This is a genomic window from bacterium (assembly GCA_026708015.1).
GTDB lineage: Bacteria > Actinomycetota > Acidimicrobiia > Acidimicrobiales > Bin134 > Poriferisocius.
On sequence record JAPOVT010000003.1, the window covers coordinates 32,446 to 45,361 of the forward strand.

The window sequence follows — 12,916 nt, forward strand, 5'->3', positions numbered from 1 at the left end:
TCATGAAAGTCCGCAAGGGAGATCGAGTCCGAGTGCTCAGCGGAAAGGACCAGGGCAAAGAGGGCGAGGTTGTGTTCGCCTATCCGGCCAAGGGAACGGTGATCGTCGAAGGCGTGAACATCGCCACCAAGCACCAAGGGCCTCGCCAGGGGATCATGCAGACCGGCATCATCGACAAAGAGATGCCCATCAGGGCGTCCAACGTGGCCGTGATCAGCCCGGCCGACGGCCAACCCACCCGGGTGGGTTACCGGTTCGACACCAATGGACGCAAGATCCGCGTCTGCCGGCGCACGGGAGTTGATCTGTAATGGCTGCTACCGCGACCACCCCGCGACTGCAATCCCTGTACCGGGAAGAAATCCGCGACCAGCTCAAGGAGCACTTGGGGCTGGACAACGTCATGCAGGTGCCCCGCTTCGAGAAGATCGTGGTGAACATGGGGGTTGGCGAGGCCGTGGCCCAGGCCAAGCTGCTCGACGGCGCAGTGGCCGATCTGACCACCATCGCCGGCCAGCGCCCGGTCATCACTCGGGCCAAGAAGTCCATCGCCAATTTCAAGATCCGGGAGGGAAATCCCATCGGGGCCAAAGTCACATTGAGGGGAGTCCGCATGTGGGAGTTCCTGGACAGGCTGATCAACCTGGCCATTCCCCGCATTCGGGACTTTCGGGGCCTCTCGCCCCGCTCCTTCGACGGGCAGGGCAATTACTCCTTCGGAGTCACCGAGCAGCTGATCTTTCCCGAGGTCGACTACGACTCCATCGACACCATCAGGGGCATGGACATCACAATCGTTACCACCGCAACCACCGACGAGGAGGGCCGAGCTCTGCTCGAGGCCTTCTCGTTCCCATTCCAAGCCGAGGGACAGTAATTCAATGGCAAAAAAGGCGCTTGTCCAAAAACAACAGCGAACTCCGAAGTTCAAAGTGCGGGCCTACACCCGCTGCCGCCGCTGCGGCCGGCCCCGAGCCGTGTACCGCAAGTTCGGATTGTGTCGAGTATGTCTGAGAGAACTGGCCCACGCCGGGGAGATTCCCGGCCTGACCAAGGCGAGCTGGTGAGGTGATGCTGCTGTGACTATGACCGACCCCATCGCCGACATGTTGACCCGTATCCGCAACGCCAACACCGCCATGCGCGACGAGGTGAGGATGCCGTCCTCCAAGATGAAGGTGGCGCTGGCCGATGTCCTCAAGCAGGAGGGCTATATCACCAATTTCGCCGTGGCCGAGGACACATCCGGCCCGGGGCAGACCCTGACCATCGATATGAAGTACTCCGACCAGCGAGAGCGGGTCATCTCTGGCATCACCCGAGTGTCCAAGCCCGGCCTGCGGGTTTACTCCAAGTCGGAGAACATCCCCCGAGTGCTGGGCGGGCTGGGCGTGGCCATCGTATCCACCAGCAAAGGCTTGATGAGCGACCGCGAGGCGCGCCGCCGCCGTATGGGCGGCGAGGTCGTCTGCGTGGTCTGGTAGGAGGCTGGCGGTGTCACGAGTCGGAATGAACCCGATCCCGGTGCCAGACGGCGTGGACGTGGCCATCAACGGCGTCCATGTCACCGTTTCCGGCAGCCGCGGCACGCTGGAGCACGACCTCCCCGACGCCATCTCGGCTCGGATCGATGACGGCTTCGTCGTTGTCGAGCGGGCCGACGAGCAGCGCAATACCAAGGCGCTGCACGGGTTGAGCCGCTCTCTCGTGGCCAACATGGTCACAGGCGTCAGCGAGGGCTACCGCAAAGAGCTGGAGATCGTGGGGGTTGGCTATCGAGCCATCGCCCAGGGCAACAGCAAGATCGAGCTTCAACTTGGATTCAGCCATCCAGTGCATGTGGAGGCCCCCGACGGTGTGACGTTCGAGGTGCCCAATCAAACGAGCATCCATGTGCTGGGAATCGACAAGCAGGCGGTTGGCCAAGTGGCCGCCGACATCCGAGCCATCCGCAAGCCCGAGCCCTACCGGGGCAAGGGCATCCGCTACGCCGGCGAGCGGATCATTCGAAAAGCTGGCAAGGCCGCGAAGTAGAGCTGGGAATCGCCATGAGCAGCGTCAAACACAAGCACCAAAGCCGGGTCCGGCGCCATCGCCGGGTTCGCAAGAAGATCCAGGGCACCGCCGAGCGCCCCCGCCTGGCCGTCTTCCGGTCCAACCGCCACATCATCGCCCAGGTCATAGACGATGCCGCGGGCCACACCATCGCGTCGGCCTCCACCACCGAGGCCGATTTGCGATCCGGCCCAACCGGGAACGTGGCCGGCGCGGCGGCGGTGGGCAAGCTCATCGCCGAGCGGGCCAAGGAGAACAACATCACCACGGTCGTATTCGACCGGGGCGGATTCCGCTACCACGGACGGATCGCCGCTCTGGCCGACTCGGCACGAGAAGCTGGACTGGAGTTCTGATGACCGATACCTCGACTTCGACCCCGACACCGACTCCTGACGGCCAACTGCGCGATTCCCGGGTGATCAACATCAACCGGGTGGCCAAGGTGGTCAAGGGCGGCCGCCGATTCTCCTTCACCGCGCTGGTGGTAATCGGCGACGGCGCGGGACGGGTAGGATTGGGCTATGGCAAGGCCAAGGAGGTGCCCCTGGCCATCCAAAAGGGCACCGAGGAGGCCCGGCGCAACCTGTTCCGGGTTCCGCTGGCCGCATCCACCATCACCCACCCAATTATCGGCGAGATGGGCGCGGGGCGGGTGCTCTTGAAGCCAGCCGCGCCCGGTACCGGCGTGATCGCCGGGGGTGCCGCCCGGGCCATTCTGGAAGAGGCCGGCATCGGCGATGTGCTGTGCAAGTCGCTGGGCTCCCCCAACCACATCAACGTGGCTCGGGCCACTATCGCCGGGCTCAAAGCCCTCAAGCGCCCCGACGAGGTGGCTCGCCATCGGGGCATCCCCGCCGATGAGTTCGTGCCGGCCGGGATGCTGGCGGCTTACCGGGAGTCGGAGCGCCTGTCAGCTGCTGCGCCGGACGACGACGAGGAGTAGCCGCCATGGCGATCAAGGTCACCCAGATCCGATCTCAGATCGGTACCCGGCCCAAGCAGCGGGGCACACTGCGGGCCTTGGGCCTACGCGGCATCGGCCAGACCAACACTTTGCCGGATGCCCCCGAGATCAGGGGAATGATCGACAAGGTGTCCCACCTGATCTCTTGGGAGGAGACCGACGAGTTATGAAGGTCCACGATCTGAAGCCGGCCCCGGGATCCCGCAAGCGTCCTCAGCGCAAGGCCCGCGGCATTGCCGGCAAGGGCGGCAAGACCGCCGGCCGAGGCACAAAAGGACAGCGGGCCCGGAGCAAGATCCCCGTCGGGTTCGAAGGCGGTCAGATGCCCTTGGCCCGCCGGGTGCCCAAGCTGCGGGGGTTCAAGAACCCATTCCGCATGGAGTACCAAGCCATCAACCTCGATGTCATCGAGGCCACCGGGCTGGACGAGATCACCCCAGAGGTGCTTCACCAGCGGGGGCTCTTGCACAAGGGCGCCATGGCCAAAGTTCTTGCCCGCGGCGAGTTGACCCGAGCCGTCACCGTCAAGGCCCATGGCTTCTCTGAATCGGCGAAGGCGGCCATCCTTGCCGCAGGCGGTAGCGTAGAGGTGTTGCCCAAGCCCTTCACCGGGCGCCCTCCGGCCAAGGGCAACGCCCTCACCAACCGATAGCCCAAGCTCGACAGGGTCGAAGGAGTAGGAGTCGCCGTGCTCACCAGGATTACAAATATGTTCCGGGTCGCCGACCTGCGGAACAAAATCCTGTTCACCCTGTCAATGCTGGTGATATTCCGCCTGGGCGTAGCCATCCCCTCCCCCGGCGTCGACCTCGACGCCGTGGACCAGCTCCGCAATCAAGCCGACGCCGGCGGCGTTACCGGGCTGTTGAACTTCTTCTCCGGCGGCGCCTTGTCGCAGTTCGCCATCTTCGCCCTGGGAATCTTCCCCTACATCACCGCGTCCATCATCATGCAGGTGCTGGGGGTGGTGATTCCCCGCATCGAGCAGTGGCAGAACCAGGGCGCGGTGGGTCAGCGCAAAATCACCCAGTGGACCCGGTACCTGACAATTGCGATCGCCATCATCCAGGCGACCTCGTTCTCCTTCCTGTTCCACAACGGCGGCGGCGGATTCAGCCTCACAGGCGGCAATGCCAACCAAGCCATCGACTTGCTGCCCAACTTCACCGCCCCCCGGGTATTCCTGGTGGTGCTCACCCTCACCGCCGGCACTGCGCTATTGATGTGGATGGGGGAGCTCATCACCCAAAAGGGCATCGGCAACGGCATGTCGCTGATCATCTTCGCCTCGGTGGTGTCCACCATTCCCAACCAGTTCTCGTTGGTGAAAGCTTCAGAGGGGTGGGGAGCGGTATTCGTCATCGCCTTCATGTACCTGGCTCTGCTGGTGGCAATCGTGTTCGTGGAAAGCGGCCAGCGCCAGATTCCGGTTCAGTTCGCCAAGCGGGTGGTAGGCCGCCGCATGGCCGGCGGACAGAGCACCTACATTCCGTTGAAGGTGAACCAGTCCGGAGTAATCCCCATCATCTTCGCCAGCTCGGTTCTGTACCTGCCCATTCTGCTCTCCGCCGTGCTGCCGTCAGACTCCAATCCCGATCAAAACACCTGGGGGGAGAGCGTCCAGAACTGGGTGAATACCCACTTGGGCGACCCGGCCGACACCGTGTACCTGATCGTCTTCGCCCTGATGATCGTAGGCTTCGCCTACTTCTACACTGCCATCACATTCGACCCGGTAAAGCAGGCCGACCAGATCCGCAAGCAGGGTGGGTTCATCCCCGGAATCCGACCCGGCCGCCAAACCGAGCGCTACCTGGGCCGCATTCTGTCTCGCATCACACTGCCGGGAGCCCTGTTCATCGCCGCGGTGGCTGTCATCCCCGCTATCGCCTTGTCCCAGTACATCGACAGCCGGAGCGCTGCGGCCTATAGCTTCAGCGGCATCTCCGTGCTCATCGCCGTGGGTGTGGCCCTCGAGACCATGAAGCAGATCGACAGCCAGCTCATGATGAGGAACTACGAGGGCTTCTTGAAGTAATGCCCTTGGTGCTGGTCATACTGGGCCGCCAGGGCTCAGGCAAGGGAACCCAGGCTGCGCTCTTGGCCGAACGATATGGGGTGGTTCACGTCTCTACCGGCGACATGCTGCGGGCCGCGGTGGCTGCGGGCACCGAGCTGGGGCTTCGGGCCAAAGCCGTGATGGACGCCGGCAACCTGGTGGGCGACGACATCATGATCGGAATCGTGGGCGAGCGGCTGGCCGACAACGACATTCAGGCCCACGGCGTGTTGTTGGACGGATTCCCCCGCACCACCGCCCAAGCCGATGCTCTCGCCGAAATCTTGGGGGGCACCGGCCCCGACTTGGCCATAAATCTGGACGTTCCCATCGCCGAGGTCACCGAACGGATGCTGGCACGAGGACGAGACGACGACACTGAAGAGGCCATTTCTCGCCGACTGGAGCTCTATGAAGCCGAGACCGCTCCTCTACTGGCCTGGTTCGAGGAGCGGAGTCGTCTGACCGTCGTTGATGGGCTGGGAACCGAAGACGAGGTATTCGCCCGTTTATCCGAGGTCATCGATGGCTTGTGATAGATCGCCTATACCTGGCAATAGCGCATCAATGCTTTGTAGTGGTGTTTCTGGCCTTCAGCCGGTTTGTCCGCATTGGATGTACCAGATAGCATGGTGAATCGGCTCACGTAGTGGGCCGCTATTCGCGCGGTTCGCCGCACTAGCTTGCCAAGACGTCAGGAGAGGTCGCCCTTGGCGAAAAACAAGGAAGACGCCATCATCATGAAAGGGACGGTCACCGAGTCTCTTCCCAATGCCATGTTCCGAGTTGAACTTGAGAACGGGCATAAGGTGCTGACCCACATCTCCGGCAAGATGCGGATGCACTACATCAGGATTCTCCCCGGCGACCGGGTCCAAGTGGAATTGACTCCCTACGACCTTCAACGGGGCCGGATCACCTACCGGTACAAATAGCCCTCAAAAGATAGCCACAAGGCACAACGGATCATCGAAAGGCACACTTTGAAAGTCCGTCCCAGTGTGAAGAAAATCTGCGACAAGTGCAGGGTCATTCGCCGGCACGGGCGCGTGCGGGTGATCTGCTCCAACCCCCGACACAAGCAGAGGCAGGGCTGAGCTATGGCTCGTATCGCCGGCGTTGACATACCCCGGGAGAAGCGCACCGTTGTCTCCCTCACCTACATCTACGGCATCGGGCCGACGCTGGCCCGTCAAGTGTGCGCAGAGGCCGGAATCGACGAGAGCACCCGGCTGCGCGACCTCACCGACGAAGAGGTGGCCCGACTGCGCAATTTCATTGAGAGCAACCTCCGGGTGGAGGGTGATCTCCGCCGGGAGACCAGCCAGGACGTCAAGCGCAAGATGGAGATCGGCTGCTACCAGGGCCTGCGCCACCGCCGGGGCCTCCCTGTGCGCGGCCAGCGCACCCACACCAACGCTCGCACCCGCAAAGGGCCGAAGAAGACCGTGGCCGGAAAGAAAAAGGTGATGAAGAAGTGAAGCAGGAAAGGACTAGCCGCTAATGGCCAAGCCATCAGCCGGAGGGCGTCGGCCCCGCCGTCGGGAGCGCAAAAACATCTCCTACGGTGTGGCCCACATCAAGAGCTCCTTCAACAACACCATCGTGACCATCGCCGACCAACAGGGGAACGTCATCTCCTGGGCATCGGCGGGCAACGTCGGCTTCAAGGGATCGCGCAAGTCCACCCCGTTCGCGGCCCAGATGGCTGCCGAGCAGGCTGGACGCAAGGCCATGGAGCACGGCATCCGCAAAGTGGACGTACACGTCCGCGGACCGGGCTCGGGGCGCGAGACGGCCATCCGCTCGCTCCAGGGGGTGGGCATCGAGATAACCGGCATCAAGGACGTCACCCCCATCCCCCACAACGGGTGCCGCCCGGCAAAGCGGCGGAGGGTCTGACATGTCTCGATACACCGGTCCGCGATCGCGGGTTTCCCGTCGCCTCGGCGTAAACGTCTGGGGCACCAAGGGCGAGACCATCGCCCTGGAACGCCGCCCCTACCCCCCGGGTGAGCACGGGCGGTCCCGGCGCCGGGGCAACGTCTCGGAATACCTACTCCAGCTTCAGGAGAAGCAGAAAGCCCGCTTCACCTACGGGCTCAACGAACGCCAGTTCCGCAACGTCTTCAAGGAAGCGGCCCGCCACAAGGGAGTCACCGGCGAGAACATGCTGCGCTTCTTGGAGCTGCGCCTCGACAATGTGGTGTACCGCCTCGGGTGGGGTGCCACCCGTCCTCAGGCCCGCCAGCTCGTCTCCCACGGCCACATCAACGTGAACGGAAGCCGGGTGAACATTCCCAGCTACCGACTCCGCAAGGACGACGTTGTGGCCCTGAGGGACAAGGCCCGGGAAATGATCGTGGTGGGGTGGAACCTGGACGTACTCGACCGCACCCCGCCGGCCTGGTTAACCCGAGCCGACGATGGCTTCGAAGCCACCGTGCGAGACGCGCCCCTGAGAGAGCAGATCGACGTGCCGGTTAGAGAACAGCTCATCGTCGAGCTCTACAGCAAGTAGGCCACGCGGCCTCTTGCATCCCAAGACAACCATCCGACCAAGTTGACCACCACCACTTCAAGAACTGAAGGAGCCGGAACATGCTGGTAATGCAACGACCCACCGTCGAGACAGTTACCGAGGTCGAGGACAACCGCCAGAAATTCGCCATCGGTCCGCTGGAGCCCGGCTTCGGACACACACTCGGCAACTCCCTGCGCCGAGCCCTGCTGTCGTCGATCCCCGGTGCCGCGGTCATCCGGGTACGTTTCGACGACGCCCTCCACGAATTCGACACCATCACCGGTGTGGCCGAGGACGTAACCGACATCATCTTGAACCTGAAGGATCTCGTCCTGCGGTGCCACAGCGAGGATCCGGTCGAGCTTCGCATTGACCAGCGGGGACCCGGGGAGGTCACCGGTGCAAGCTTGGCCGTCAATCCCGACGTCGAGGTGCTCAACCCCGACTTGGTCATCACCCGCCTGAACGACAAAGCCCGTCTGGCCATGGATATCACCGTTTCTCAGGGCCGGGGATATGTTTCGGCCGAGACCAACAAGGTCGACTCCACCATTGGAGTGATCCCCATCGACTCCATCTTTTCTCCCGTTCGCCGGGTGGCCTACAACGTCGAGCCCACCCGAGTGGAGCAGTCCACCGAGTTCGACCGCCTCGTGCTGGATATCGAGACCGACAGCTCCATCACCCCGCAAGAAGCGCTGGCCTCAGCCGGCGCCACACTGCGGACCCTCGTTCAGCTTGTCGAGGAGATGAGCGACGAGCCGCAGGGTCTGAGTATGGCCGAGGCGGGCAGCGCTCCGGCCGGGGCCCCCGATCTTGACCTGCCCATCGAAGACCTCGAGCTGTCCGAGCGGCCTCGAAACTGCCTCAAGCGGGCGCAGATCAACATGATCGGCGAGTTGCTGGCCCGCACCGAAGACGAGTTGCTGGCCATCACCAACTTCGGTCAGAAGTCTCTGGACGAAGTCAACGAGAAGCTGGACGAGCGCGGCCTCGCCCTGGCTGGCCCCCGCTCCTAGAAGAGGGAACGCCATGCCCGGACGACCACGCAAGGGACGCCGCTTCGGCGGCAGCTCGCAGCACCAGAAGCTGATGATGGCCAATCTGGTCGCATCGCTGATCGCCGCTGAGGGCATCACCACCACCGAGGCCAAGGCCAAAGCCATGCGCCCGGTGGCTGAGAAGCTCATCACCAAGGCCAAAAAGGGCGGGCGGCACAACCACCGCCAAATCCTGGCCCAGTTAGGCGACCCCGAGATCACCGACAAGCTGATGGTGGACATAGGCCCTCGCTACGCCAACCGGCCCGGCGGCTATACCCGCATCCTGAAGCTCGGGCCCCGCTATGGCGACAACGCCCCCATGGCCCGTATCGAGCTGGTCTAAACCAGCCGGCGACAGCTACCGCCGCCCGAGGCAGCCGTGCGGGTTCGAGCAACGGTCGCCTATGACGGTGGGCCATACCATGGATTCGCCGCCAACGAGGGAGTCCGCACCGTCGGTGGCGATCTCGCTGAAGCGCTCTCCAAATGCCTGCGGCAGTCCATTGAGCTGACCTGCGCCGGCCGCACCGACGCCGGTGTCCATGCCTGGGGGCAGGTGGTGAGCTTTGAGACCCCCGACGGCATCGACCTGTTGAGCATTCGCACCGCAGTGAACCGCATGCTGGCCCCGGCAATCGCGGTCCGGACCATCGAGTCCGCCCCCGACAGGTTCGACGCCCGCTTCGATGCCACCAGCCGCACTTACCGCTACACGGTTTTGAACCGAGAAGTGCCCGATCCGTTTCTGGCTGCTACTGCTTGGCACTACCCCCATCTGCTTGACATCGATGCCATGAACGACGCGGCGGCATTTCTGGTTGGAGAACACGACTTCTCATCGTTCTGCCGCCGACAACACAATGCCGATGGGACGGAGAAGTCACGAGTCCGCAGGCTCTTGCAGGCCGAGTGGGAGGCCGGAGACGACAACCTCCTGTGCTTTGAGATCGAGTCTTCCTCCTTCTGCCATCAGATGGTGCGCTCGATCACCGGCACTCTGGTGGACATCGGTGCCCAACGGCGGCCTCCCGAGACCATTGTCGCCATCTTGGCCGCCAAAGACCGCTCCCGAGTTCCCAATCTCGCCCCACCCCACGGCCTCTGCCTCTGGTCGGTTTCCTACTCGTGAGACAGATACCCGCACACTCTCCGGGGCAGTTGTCACTCTCCCGATTCGGGCCGTATCATTGCCTTTCCCGGTATCGCGTCTGAAGGAAAGCCGATGCCCACCTACAGCCCAAAATTCAAAGACATCGAACGCGCGTGGCACATCGTCGACGCCGATGGCCTCGTCCTCGGCCGCATGGCCTCCGAGGTGGCCCGCGTGCTGCGCGGCAAGCACAAGCCCAGCTTCACACCCCATCTCGACAGCGGTGACCACGTGATCATCGTCAACGCCGACAAGGTGGTTCTCACCGGCAACAAGGCCGCTGGCAAGCAGGTATACCGCCATTCCGGCTATCCCGGCGGCTTGCGGCAGACCAGCTACGGCCACCTCTTGGAGACCCAGCCCGCCGAAGCCGTGCGCCGGACCGTGAAAGGGATGCTTCCCAAGAACCGATTGGGCCGACAGATGCTCCGCAAGCTCAAGGTCTACGCCGGCCCGGTGCATCCCCATGAAGCCCAGCAACCCCAGCCCCTGGAAATCGCCGGGGCCCGACCCCGCACTGAGGACTCATAATGCCCGCCCCTCTCACCCAAGCCACCGGGCGGCGCAAGCGCGCCGTTGCCCGTGTCCGGTTCAGCCACGGCTCCGGCCAGGTGACCGTCAATGGCCGCGAAGCCAAGGACTACTTCCCATCCCGGAGCCATCGCATGGCATTCATGGAGCCGCTTCGGATCACCAACACCGCCGAGGCGTACGACATCGACGTGAACATGCACGGCGGCGGGGCCAACGGCCAGGCCGGCGCCCTGCGTCTGGGCATAGCCCGGGGCCTGGTAGCCCTGGATCCCGAGCTGCGAGAAATCCTCAAGCAGGCGGGTTTCCTCTCCCGCGACGACCGCAAGAAGGAATCCAAGAAATACGGCCTCAAGAAGGCCCGCAAGGCACCTCAGTACTCCAAGCGCTGATCCGGATTACCCAGGGCCTGCTGCCTGGAGCCTGAGTCCAGTGCTGCGCTTCGGAACCGACGGGGTTCGGGGTCGAGCCTACGGCGATCTCTTTCCCGACGACGTCGTCCGACTGGCCCAAGCGGCCGCAGAAGTCCTCGCTCCCACCGGCCCGGTACTCATCGGGCGTGACACCCGGAATTCCAGTCCCGAATTTGCCGCAGCACTGGCTGCTGGCTTAAGCGCGGTCGGAGTCTCCACCATTGACCTGGGGGTGGCCCCCACACCGGCAGTGGCCTGGGCTGCGGAGCGAACCCGTAGTCCAGGGGCGATGGTCTCAGCATCGCACAATCCTTGGTACGACAACGGCGTAAAACTCTTCAGCCCAGAGGGTCGAAAGCTCGATGACGAGGTCCAAACCGCTCTGGAGTCCGCTCTAGCCGATCCCGGCCGCCCGACGGTGCCCACCCTTGGAACCCCCCAGCGGACGTCCGATGGGTCTGGGCTGTTGCAGGAATACCGGGATGCAGTGACCGGCACCGCTGACTTCCACGGAAACGAACTCAGCGTTGTAGTGGACGCCGCCCACGGTTCGGCCACCGCTGCCCTCCCCGATCCGCTCCGGGCCCACGGGGTGGACGTCACGGTAATCAACGCTGAGCCCGACGGCCGGAACATCAATCATCGGTGCGGGTCCACCTACCCCGAAGCGGTCGCTCGCGCGGTCGAGGGGCGAGGCGCCGACTTGGGACTCACCTTCGACGGCGACGCCGACCGGGTGTTGGCTGTTGACCACACCGGCGAACTGGTAGACGGCGACCAGATCATTGCCATTTGCGCCGCCGACCGCCATCAACAGGGACGGCTGCCGGGTGACACCGTGGTGGTTACGGTGATGACCAACCTGGGGTTTCACCGGGCCATGGCCCAACGGGGCATCAACGTGGTCACCACCCCGGTGGGCGACCGCCACGTGTGGTCGGCGCTCCAAGAAGGCGACTGGGCGCTGGGCGGTGAGCAGTCGGGCCATGTGATCTTCCCCGCCCTCGCCACCACAGGTGATGGCCTGATCACCGCCTTGCAGCTCCTTGAGGTGGTCGCCCGCCGGGGACTGCCGCTGAGGGAATTAGCTGCTGAGGCCATGACCAAGATGCCCCAGGTGCTTCACAACGTGACCATCGGTGCCGATTTGGTTGACGAAGACCTCCTGTCGGCCGCGGTGGTCGCGGCTGAGCAAGCCTTAGGCGAAAACGGCCGAATTCTGGTCCGCCCCTCTGGCACCGAACCCGTCCTCAGGATCATGGTCGAAGCCGAGACCCTCGAAGCCGCCGAATCCGTCGCCGCCGACGTCGCCGAGGCAATCAGCCAATAGTTGCGCGGTGGGCTTCCAGGTCGCGGCGGCTGACCCATTCGAGAGTGCGGGCGTGGGTGGCTGGCCATTTCACCGGTCCGGCTAACTATGGCACCTGTTGAGGACTGGTTGGATGGCGGCAGTTGAACCGTTCAAGTCGAATGTCGCCGAGATTGTCCAGCCACCGAAGGGGATGAAGACAGACGCGGTGACCGTATCTCCGTCGGAGTCGATAATCGACTGGGCGAATCGGTTTGACTCCTCTGTGTTCAACAAGAAGGAGGCTTCGTTGGCGGTGCTGTTGATCGCTAGAAATGACCTGCTCCCTCCATCGGAGTACTCCACTGCCAAGTTGTAGATGCCGATCCGCGAGGTTATGAAGATGTTCCAATTGACATAGGCCCTAAGCGTGTCTTGCCGCTCATCGCCGTAGATCAGGCACGCCACCACCAACTCGGCATTCAAACCGTGGGGCACTCTTGTTGACGCAATCGACTCGGTGAGGACACCCAATTGACGAGGTCGAGTCAGACCGGGGTGGTTGCGCCTCGCCTCATCAAAAGAGACCCATCCACCTTGAGACTCCGAGCTGGCGGGTTCGTCGGGCTGATCGGGCTGATCGACTACGCCGGGCTCATCAACATCATCGAGCTTCTTAAGGTTGGCGCACCCGCCGAATACGGCCTCCACGTCGGCTCCGAATCGGCAGCGATAGGTGTTGAGCAGCGAAAGTTGACTCTCCAAGACCCGAATACGTTGAACTACGTCCTCCGCGGTGGGGGTTCCATTGAATGGAGGTGTACTCTCAACCGGTCGGACGGGCATCCCATTCCTGCACCCTCCGGGCACGAGTTGGACGTCGACA

Annotated in this window: 22 protein-coding genes and 1 pseudogene; 22 read left to right on the forward strand and 1 reads right to left on the reverse strand. The window is 63.4% G+C overall.

The features are described from left to right. The first annotated feature begins 2 nt into the window (after positions 1–2). From rplX to glmM, 22 genes and pseudogenes are all read left to right on the forward strand, one after another. Complete coding sequence (gene rplX / locus OXG30_00595) at positions 3–311, forward strand: 50S ribosomal protein L24 (protein ID MCY4133406.1); 309 nt, start codon at positions 3–5, stop codon at positions 309–311. After that, positions 311–877 (forward strand): 50S ribosomal protein L5, encoded by a 567-nt coding sequence (rplE, locus tag OXG30_00600; GenBank protein MCY4133407.1) that lies wholly within the window; start codon positions 311–313, stop codon positions 875–877. The genes rplX and rplE overlap by 1 nt, the downstream gene beginning before the upstream one ends. 4 nt (positions 878–881) lie before the next feature. Continuing rightward, positions 882–1,067, forward strand: a complete 186-nt coding sequence (locus tag OXG30_00605) for a type Z 30S ribosomal protein S14 (GenBank protein MCY4133408.1) — start codon at positions 882–884, stop codon at positions 1,065–1,067. A 12-nt stretch (positions 1,068–1,079) separates the two neighbouring features. After that, on the forward strand, positions 1,080–1,484 hold the full coding sequence (gene rpsH / locus OXG30_00610) for a 30S ribosomal protein S8 (GenBank protein ID MCY4133409.1): 405 nt from the start codon (positions 1,080–1,082) through the stop codon (positions 1,482–1,484). Between the two features lie 10 nt (positions 1,485–1,494). Then, complete coding sequence (rplF, locus tag OXG30_00615) at positions 1,495–2,034, forward strand: 50S ribosomal protein L6 (protein ID MCY4133410.1); 540 nt, start codon at positions 1,495–1,497, stop codon at positions 2,032–2,034. Positions 2,035–2,048: 14 nt separating this feature from the next. Then, on the forward strand, positions 2,049–2,411 hold the full coding sequence (rplR, locus tag OXG30_00620; protein ID MCY4133411.1) for a 50S ribosomal protein L18: 363 nt from the start codon (positions 2,049–2,051) through the stop codon (positions 2,409–2,411). Further along, positions 2,411–3,001, forward strand: a complete 591-nt coding sequence (gene rpsE, locus OXG30_00625) for a 30S ribosomal protein S5 (GenBank protein ID MCY4133412.1) — start codon at positions 2,411–2,413, stop codon at positions 2,999–3,001. Before rplR ends, rpsE begins: the two co-directional genes overlap by 1 nt. 5 nt (positions 3,002–3,006) lie before the next feature. Continuing rightward, positions 3,007–3,192: a 50S ribosomal protein L30 gene (gene rpmD, locus OXG30_00630; protein ID MCY4133413.1), complete on the forward strand. Its 186-nt coding sequence runs from the start codon at positions 3,007–3,009 to the stop codon at positions 3,190–3,192. After that, positions 3,189–3,674, forward strand: coding sequence for a 50S ribosomal protein L15 (gene rplO / locus OXG30_00635; GenBank protein ID MCY4133414.1), 486 nt, complete (start codon positions 3,189–3,191; stop codon positions 3,672–3,674). Before rpmD ends, rplO begins: the two co-directional genes overlap by 4 nt. 57 nt (positions 3,675–3,731) lie before the next feature. Further along, complete coding sequence (secY, locus tag OXG30_00640) at positions 3,732–5,060, forward strand: preprotein translocase subunit SecY (GenBank protein ID MCY4133415.1); 1,329 nt, start codon at positions 3,732–3,734, stop codon at positions 5,058–5,060. 5 nt (positions 5,061–5,065) lie between these two features. Continuing rightward, a complete protein-coding gene (locus OXG30_00645; protein MCY4133416.1) occupies positions 5,066–5,617 on the forward strand; it encodes an adenylate kinase in 552 nt (183 codons plus the stop codon). Between the two features lie 204 nt (positions 5,618–5,821). Continuing rightward, a complete protein-coding gene (gene infA / locus OXG30_00650) occupies positions 5,822–6,016 on the forward strand; it encodes a translation initiation factor IF-1 (GenBank protein MCY4133417.1) in 195 nt (64 codons plus the stop codon). A gap of 48 nt (positions 6,017–6,064) precedes the next feature. Further along, entirely contained in the window at positions 6,065–6,178 is a 114-nt protein-coding gene (gene rpmJ, locus OXG30_00655; GenBank protein MCY4133418.1) for a 50S ribosomal protein L36, read from the forward strand. Positions 6,179–6,181: 3 nt separating this feature from the next. Then, positions 6,182–6,562 carry a 30S ribosomal protein S13 gene (gene rpsM, locus OXG30_00660; GenBank protein ID MCY4133419.1) on the forward strand — a complete coding sequence of 127 codons (381 nt, stop codon included), beginning with the start codon at positions 6,182–6,184 and terminating at the stop codon, positions 6,560–6,562. A 22-nt stretch (positions 6,563–6,584) separates the two neighbouring features. Beyond that, the gene (rpsK, locus tag OXG30_00665) at positions 6,585–6,983 is read left to right on the forward strand and encodes a 30S ribosomal protein S11 (protein MCY4133420.1); all 399 of its coding nucleotides are present in this window, start codon (positions 6,585–6,587) and stop codon (positions 6,981–6,983) included. 1 nt (position 6,984) lies between these two features. Continuing rightward, entirely contained in the window at positions 6,985–7,602 is a 618-nt protein-coding gene (rpsD, locus tag OXG30_00670) for a 30S ribosomal protein S4 (protein MCY4133421.1), read from the forward strand. Positions 7,603–7,682: 80 nt separating this feature from the next. Then, positions 7,683–8,624, forward strand: coding sequence for a DNA-directed RNA polymerase subunit alpha (locus OXG30_00675; protein ID MCY4133422.1), 942 nt, complete (start codon positions 7,683–7,685; stop codon positions 8,622–8,624). A 13-nt stretch (positions 8,625–8,637) separates the two neighbouring features. After that, a pseudogene (gene rplQ, locus OXG30_00680) lies at positions 8,638–8,988 on the forward strand (50S ribosomal protein L17). Positions 8,989–9,027: 39 nt separating this feature from the next. Next, entirely contained in the window at positions 9,028–9,777 is a 750-nt protein-coding gene (gene truA, locus OXG30_00685) for a tRNA pseudouridine(38-40) synthase TruA (protein ID MCY4133423.1), read from the forward strand. A gap of 93 nt (positions 9,778–9,870) precedes the next feature. Continuing rightward, positions 9,871–10,329, forward strand: coding sequence for a 50S ribosomal protein L13 (rplM, locus tag OXG30_00690; protein MCY4133424.1), 459 nt, complete (start codon positions 9,871–9,873; stop codon positions 10,327–10,329). Continuing rightward, positions 10,329–10,721, forward strand: coding sequence for a 30S ribosomal protein S9 (gene rpsI, locus OXG30_00695; GenBank protein MCY4133425.1), 393 nt, complete (start codon positions 10,329–10,331; stop codon positions 10,719–10,721). Before rplM ends, rpsI begins: the two co-directional genes overlap by 1 nt. 40 nt (positions 10,722–10,761) lie before the next feature. Beyond that, positions 10,762–12,072 carry a phosphoglucosamine mutase gene (gene glmM, locus OXG30_00700; GenBank protein MCY4133426.1) on the forward strand — a complete coding sequence of 437 codons (1,311 nt, stop codon included), beginning with the start codon at positions 10,762–10,764 and terminating at the stop codon, positions 12,070–12,072. A gap of 81 nt (positions 12,073–12,153) precedes the next feature. On the opposite strand, the gene OXG30_00705 is transcribed toward glmM, so the two are convergent. Beyond that, on the reverse strand, positions 12,154–12,795 hold the full coding sequence (locus OXG30_00705; GenBank protein ID MCY4133427.1) for a hypothetical protein: 642 nt from the start codon (positions 12,793–12,795) through the stop codon (positions 12,154–12,156). Positions 12,796–12,916 lie beyond the last annotated feature (121 nt).

Bases quoted from the DNA above. Each gene is read 5' to 3' on its own strand.
- rpsI (MCY4133425.1), top strand. From the start codon at position 10,329: ATGCCCGCCCCTCTCACCCAAGCCACCGGGCGGCGCAAGCGCGCCGTT.
- rplM (MCY4133424.1), top strand. From the start codon at position 9,871: ATGCCCACCTACAGCCCAAAATTCAAAGACATCGAACGCGCGTGGCAC.
- rpmD (MCY4133413.1), top strand. From the start codon at position 3,007: ATGGCGATCAAGGTCACCCAGATCCGATCTCAGATCGGTACCCGGCCC.
- infA (MCY4133417.1), top strand. From the start codon at position 5,822: ATGAAAGGGACGGTCACCGAGTCTCTTCCCAATGCCATGTTCCGAGTT.
- OXG30_00605 (MCY4133408.1), top strand. From the start codon at position 882: ATGGCAAAAAAGGCGCTTGTCCAAAAACAACAGCGAACTCCGAAGTTC.
- rplE (MCY4133407.1), top strand. From the start codon at position 311: ATGGCTGCTACCGCGACCACCCCGCGACTGCAATCCCTGTACCGGGAA.
- rpsD (MCY4133421.1), top strand. From the start codon at position 6,985: ATGTCTCGATACACCGGTCCGCGATCGCGGGTTTCCCGTCGCCTCGGC.
- rpsM (MCY4133419.1), top strand. From the start codon at position 6,182: ATGGCTCGTATCGCCGGCGTTGACATACCCCGGGAGAAGCGCACCGTT.
- rpsK (MCY4133420.1), top strand. From the start codon at position 6,585: ATGGCCAAGCCATCAGCCGGAGGGCGTCGGCCCCGCCGTCGGGAGCGC.
- OXG30_00675 (MCY4133422.1), top strand. From the start codon at position 7,683: ATGCTGGTAATGCAACGACCCACCGTCGAGACAGTTACCGAGGTCGAG.
- rplR (MCY4133411.1), top strand. From the start codon at position 2,049: ATGAGCAGCGTCAAACACAAGCACCAAAGCCGGGTCCGGCGCCATCGC.
- rplX (MCY4133406.1), top strand. From the start codon at position 3: ATGAAAGTCCGCAAGGGAGATCGAGTCCGAGTGCTCAGCGGAAAGGAC.
- secY (MCY4133415.1), top strand. From the start codon at position 3,732: ATGTTCCGGGTCGCCGACCTGCGGAACAAAATCCTGTTCACCCTGTCA.
- rpsE (MCY4133412.1), top strand. From the start codon at position 2,411: ATGACCGATACCTCGACTTCGACCCCGACACCGACTCCTGACGGCCAA.
- rplO (MCY4133414.1), top strand. From the start codon at position 3,189: ATGAAGGTCCACGATCTGAAGCCGGCCCCGGGATCCCGCAAGCGTCCT.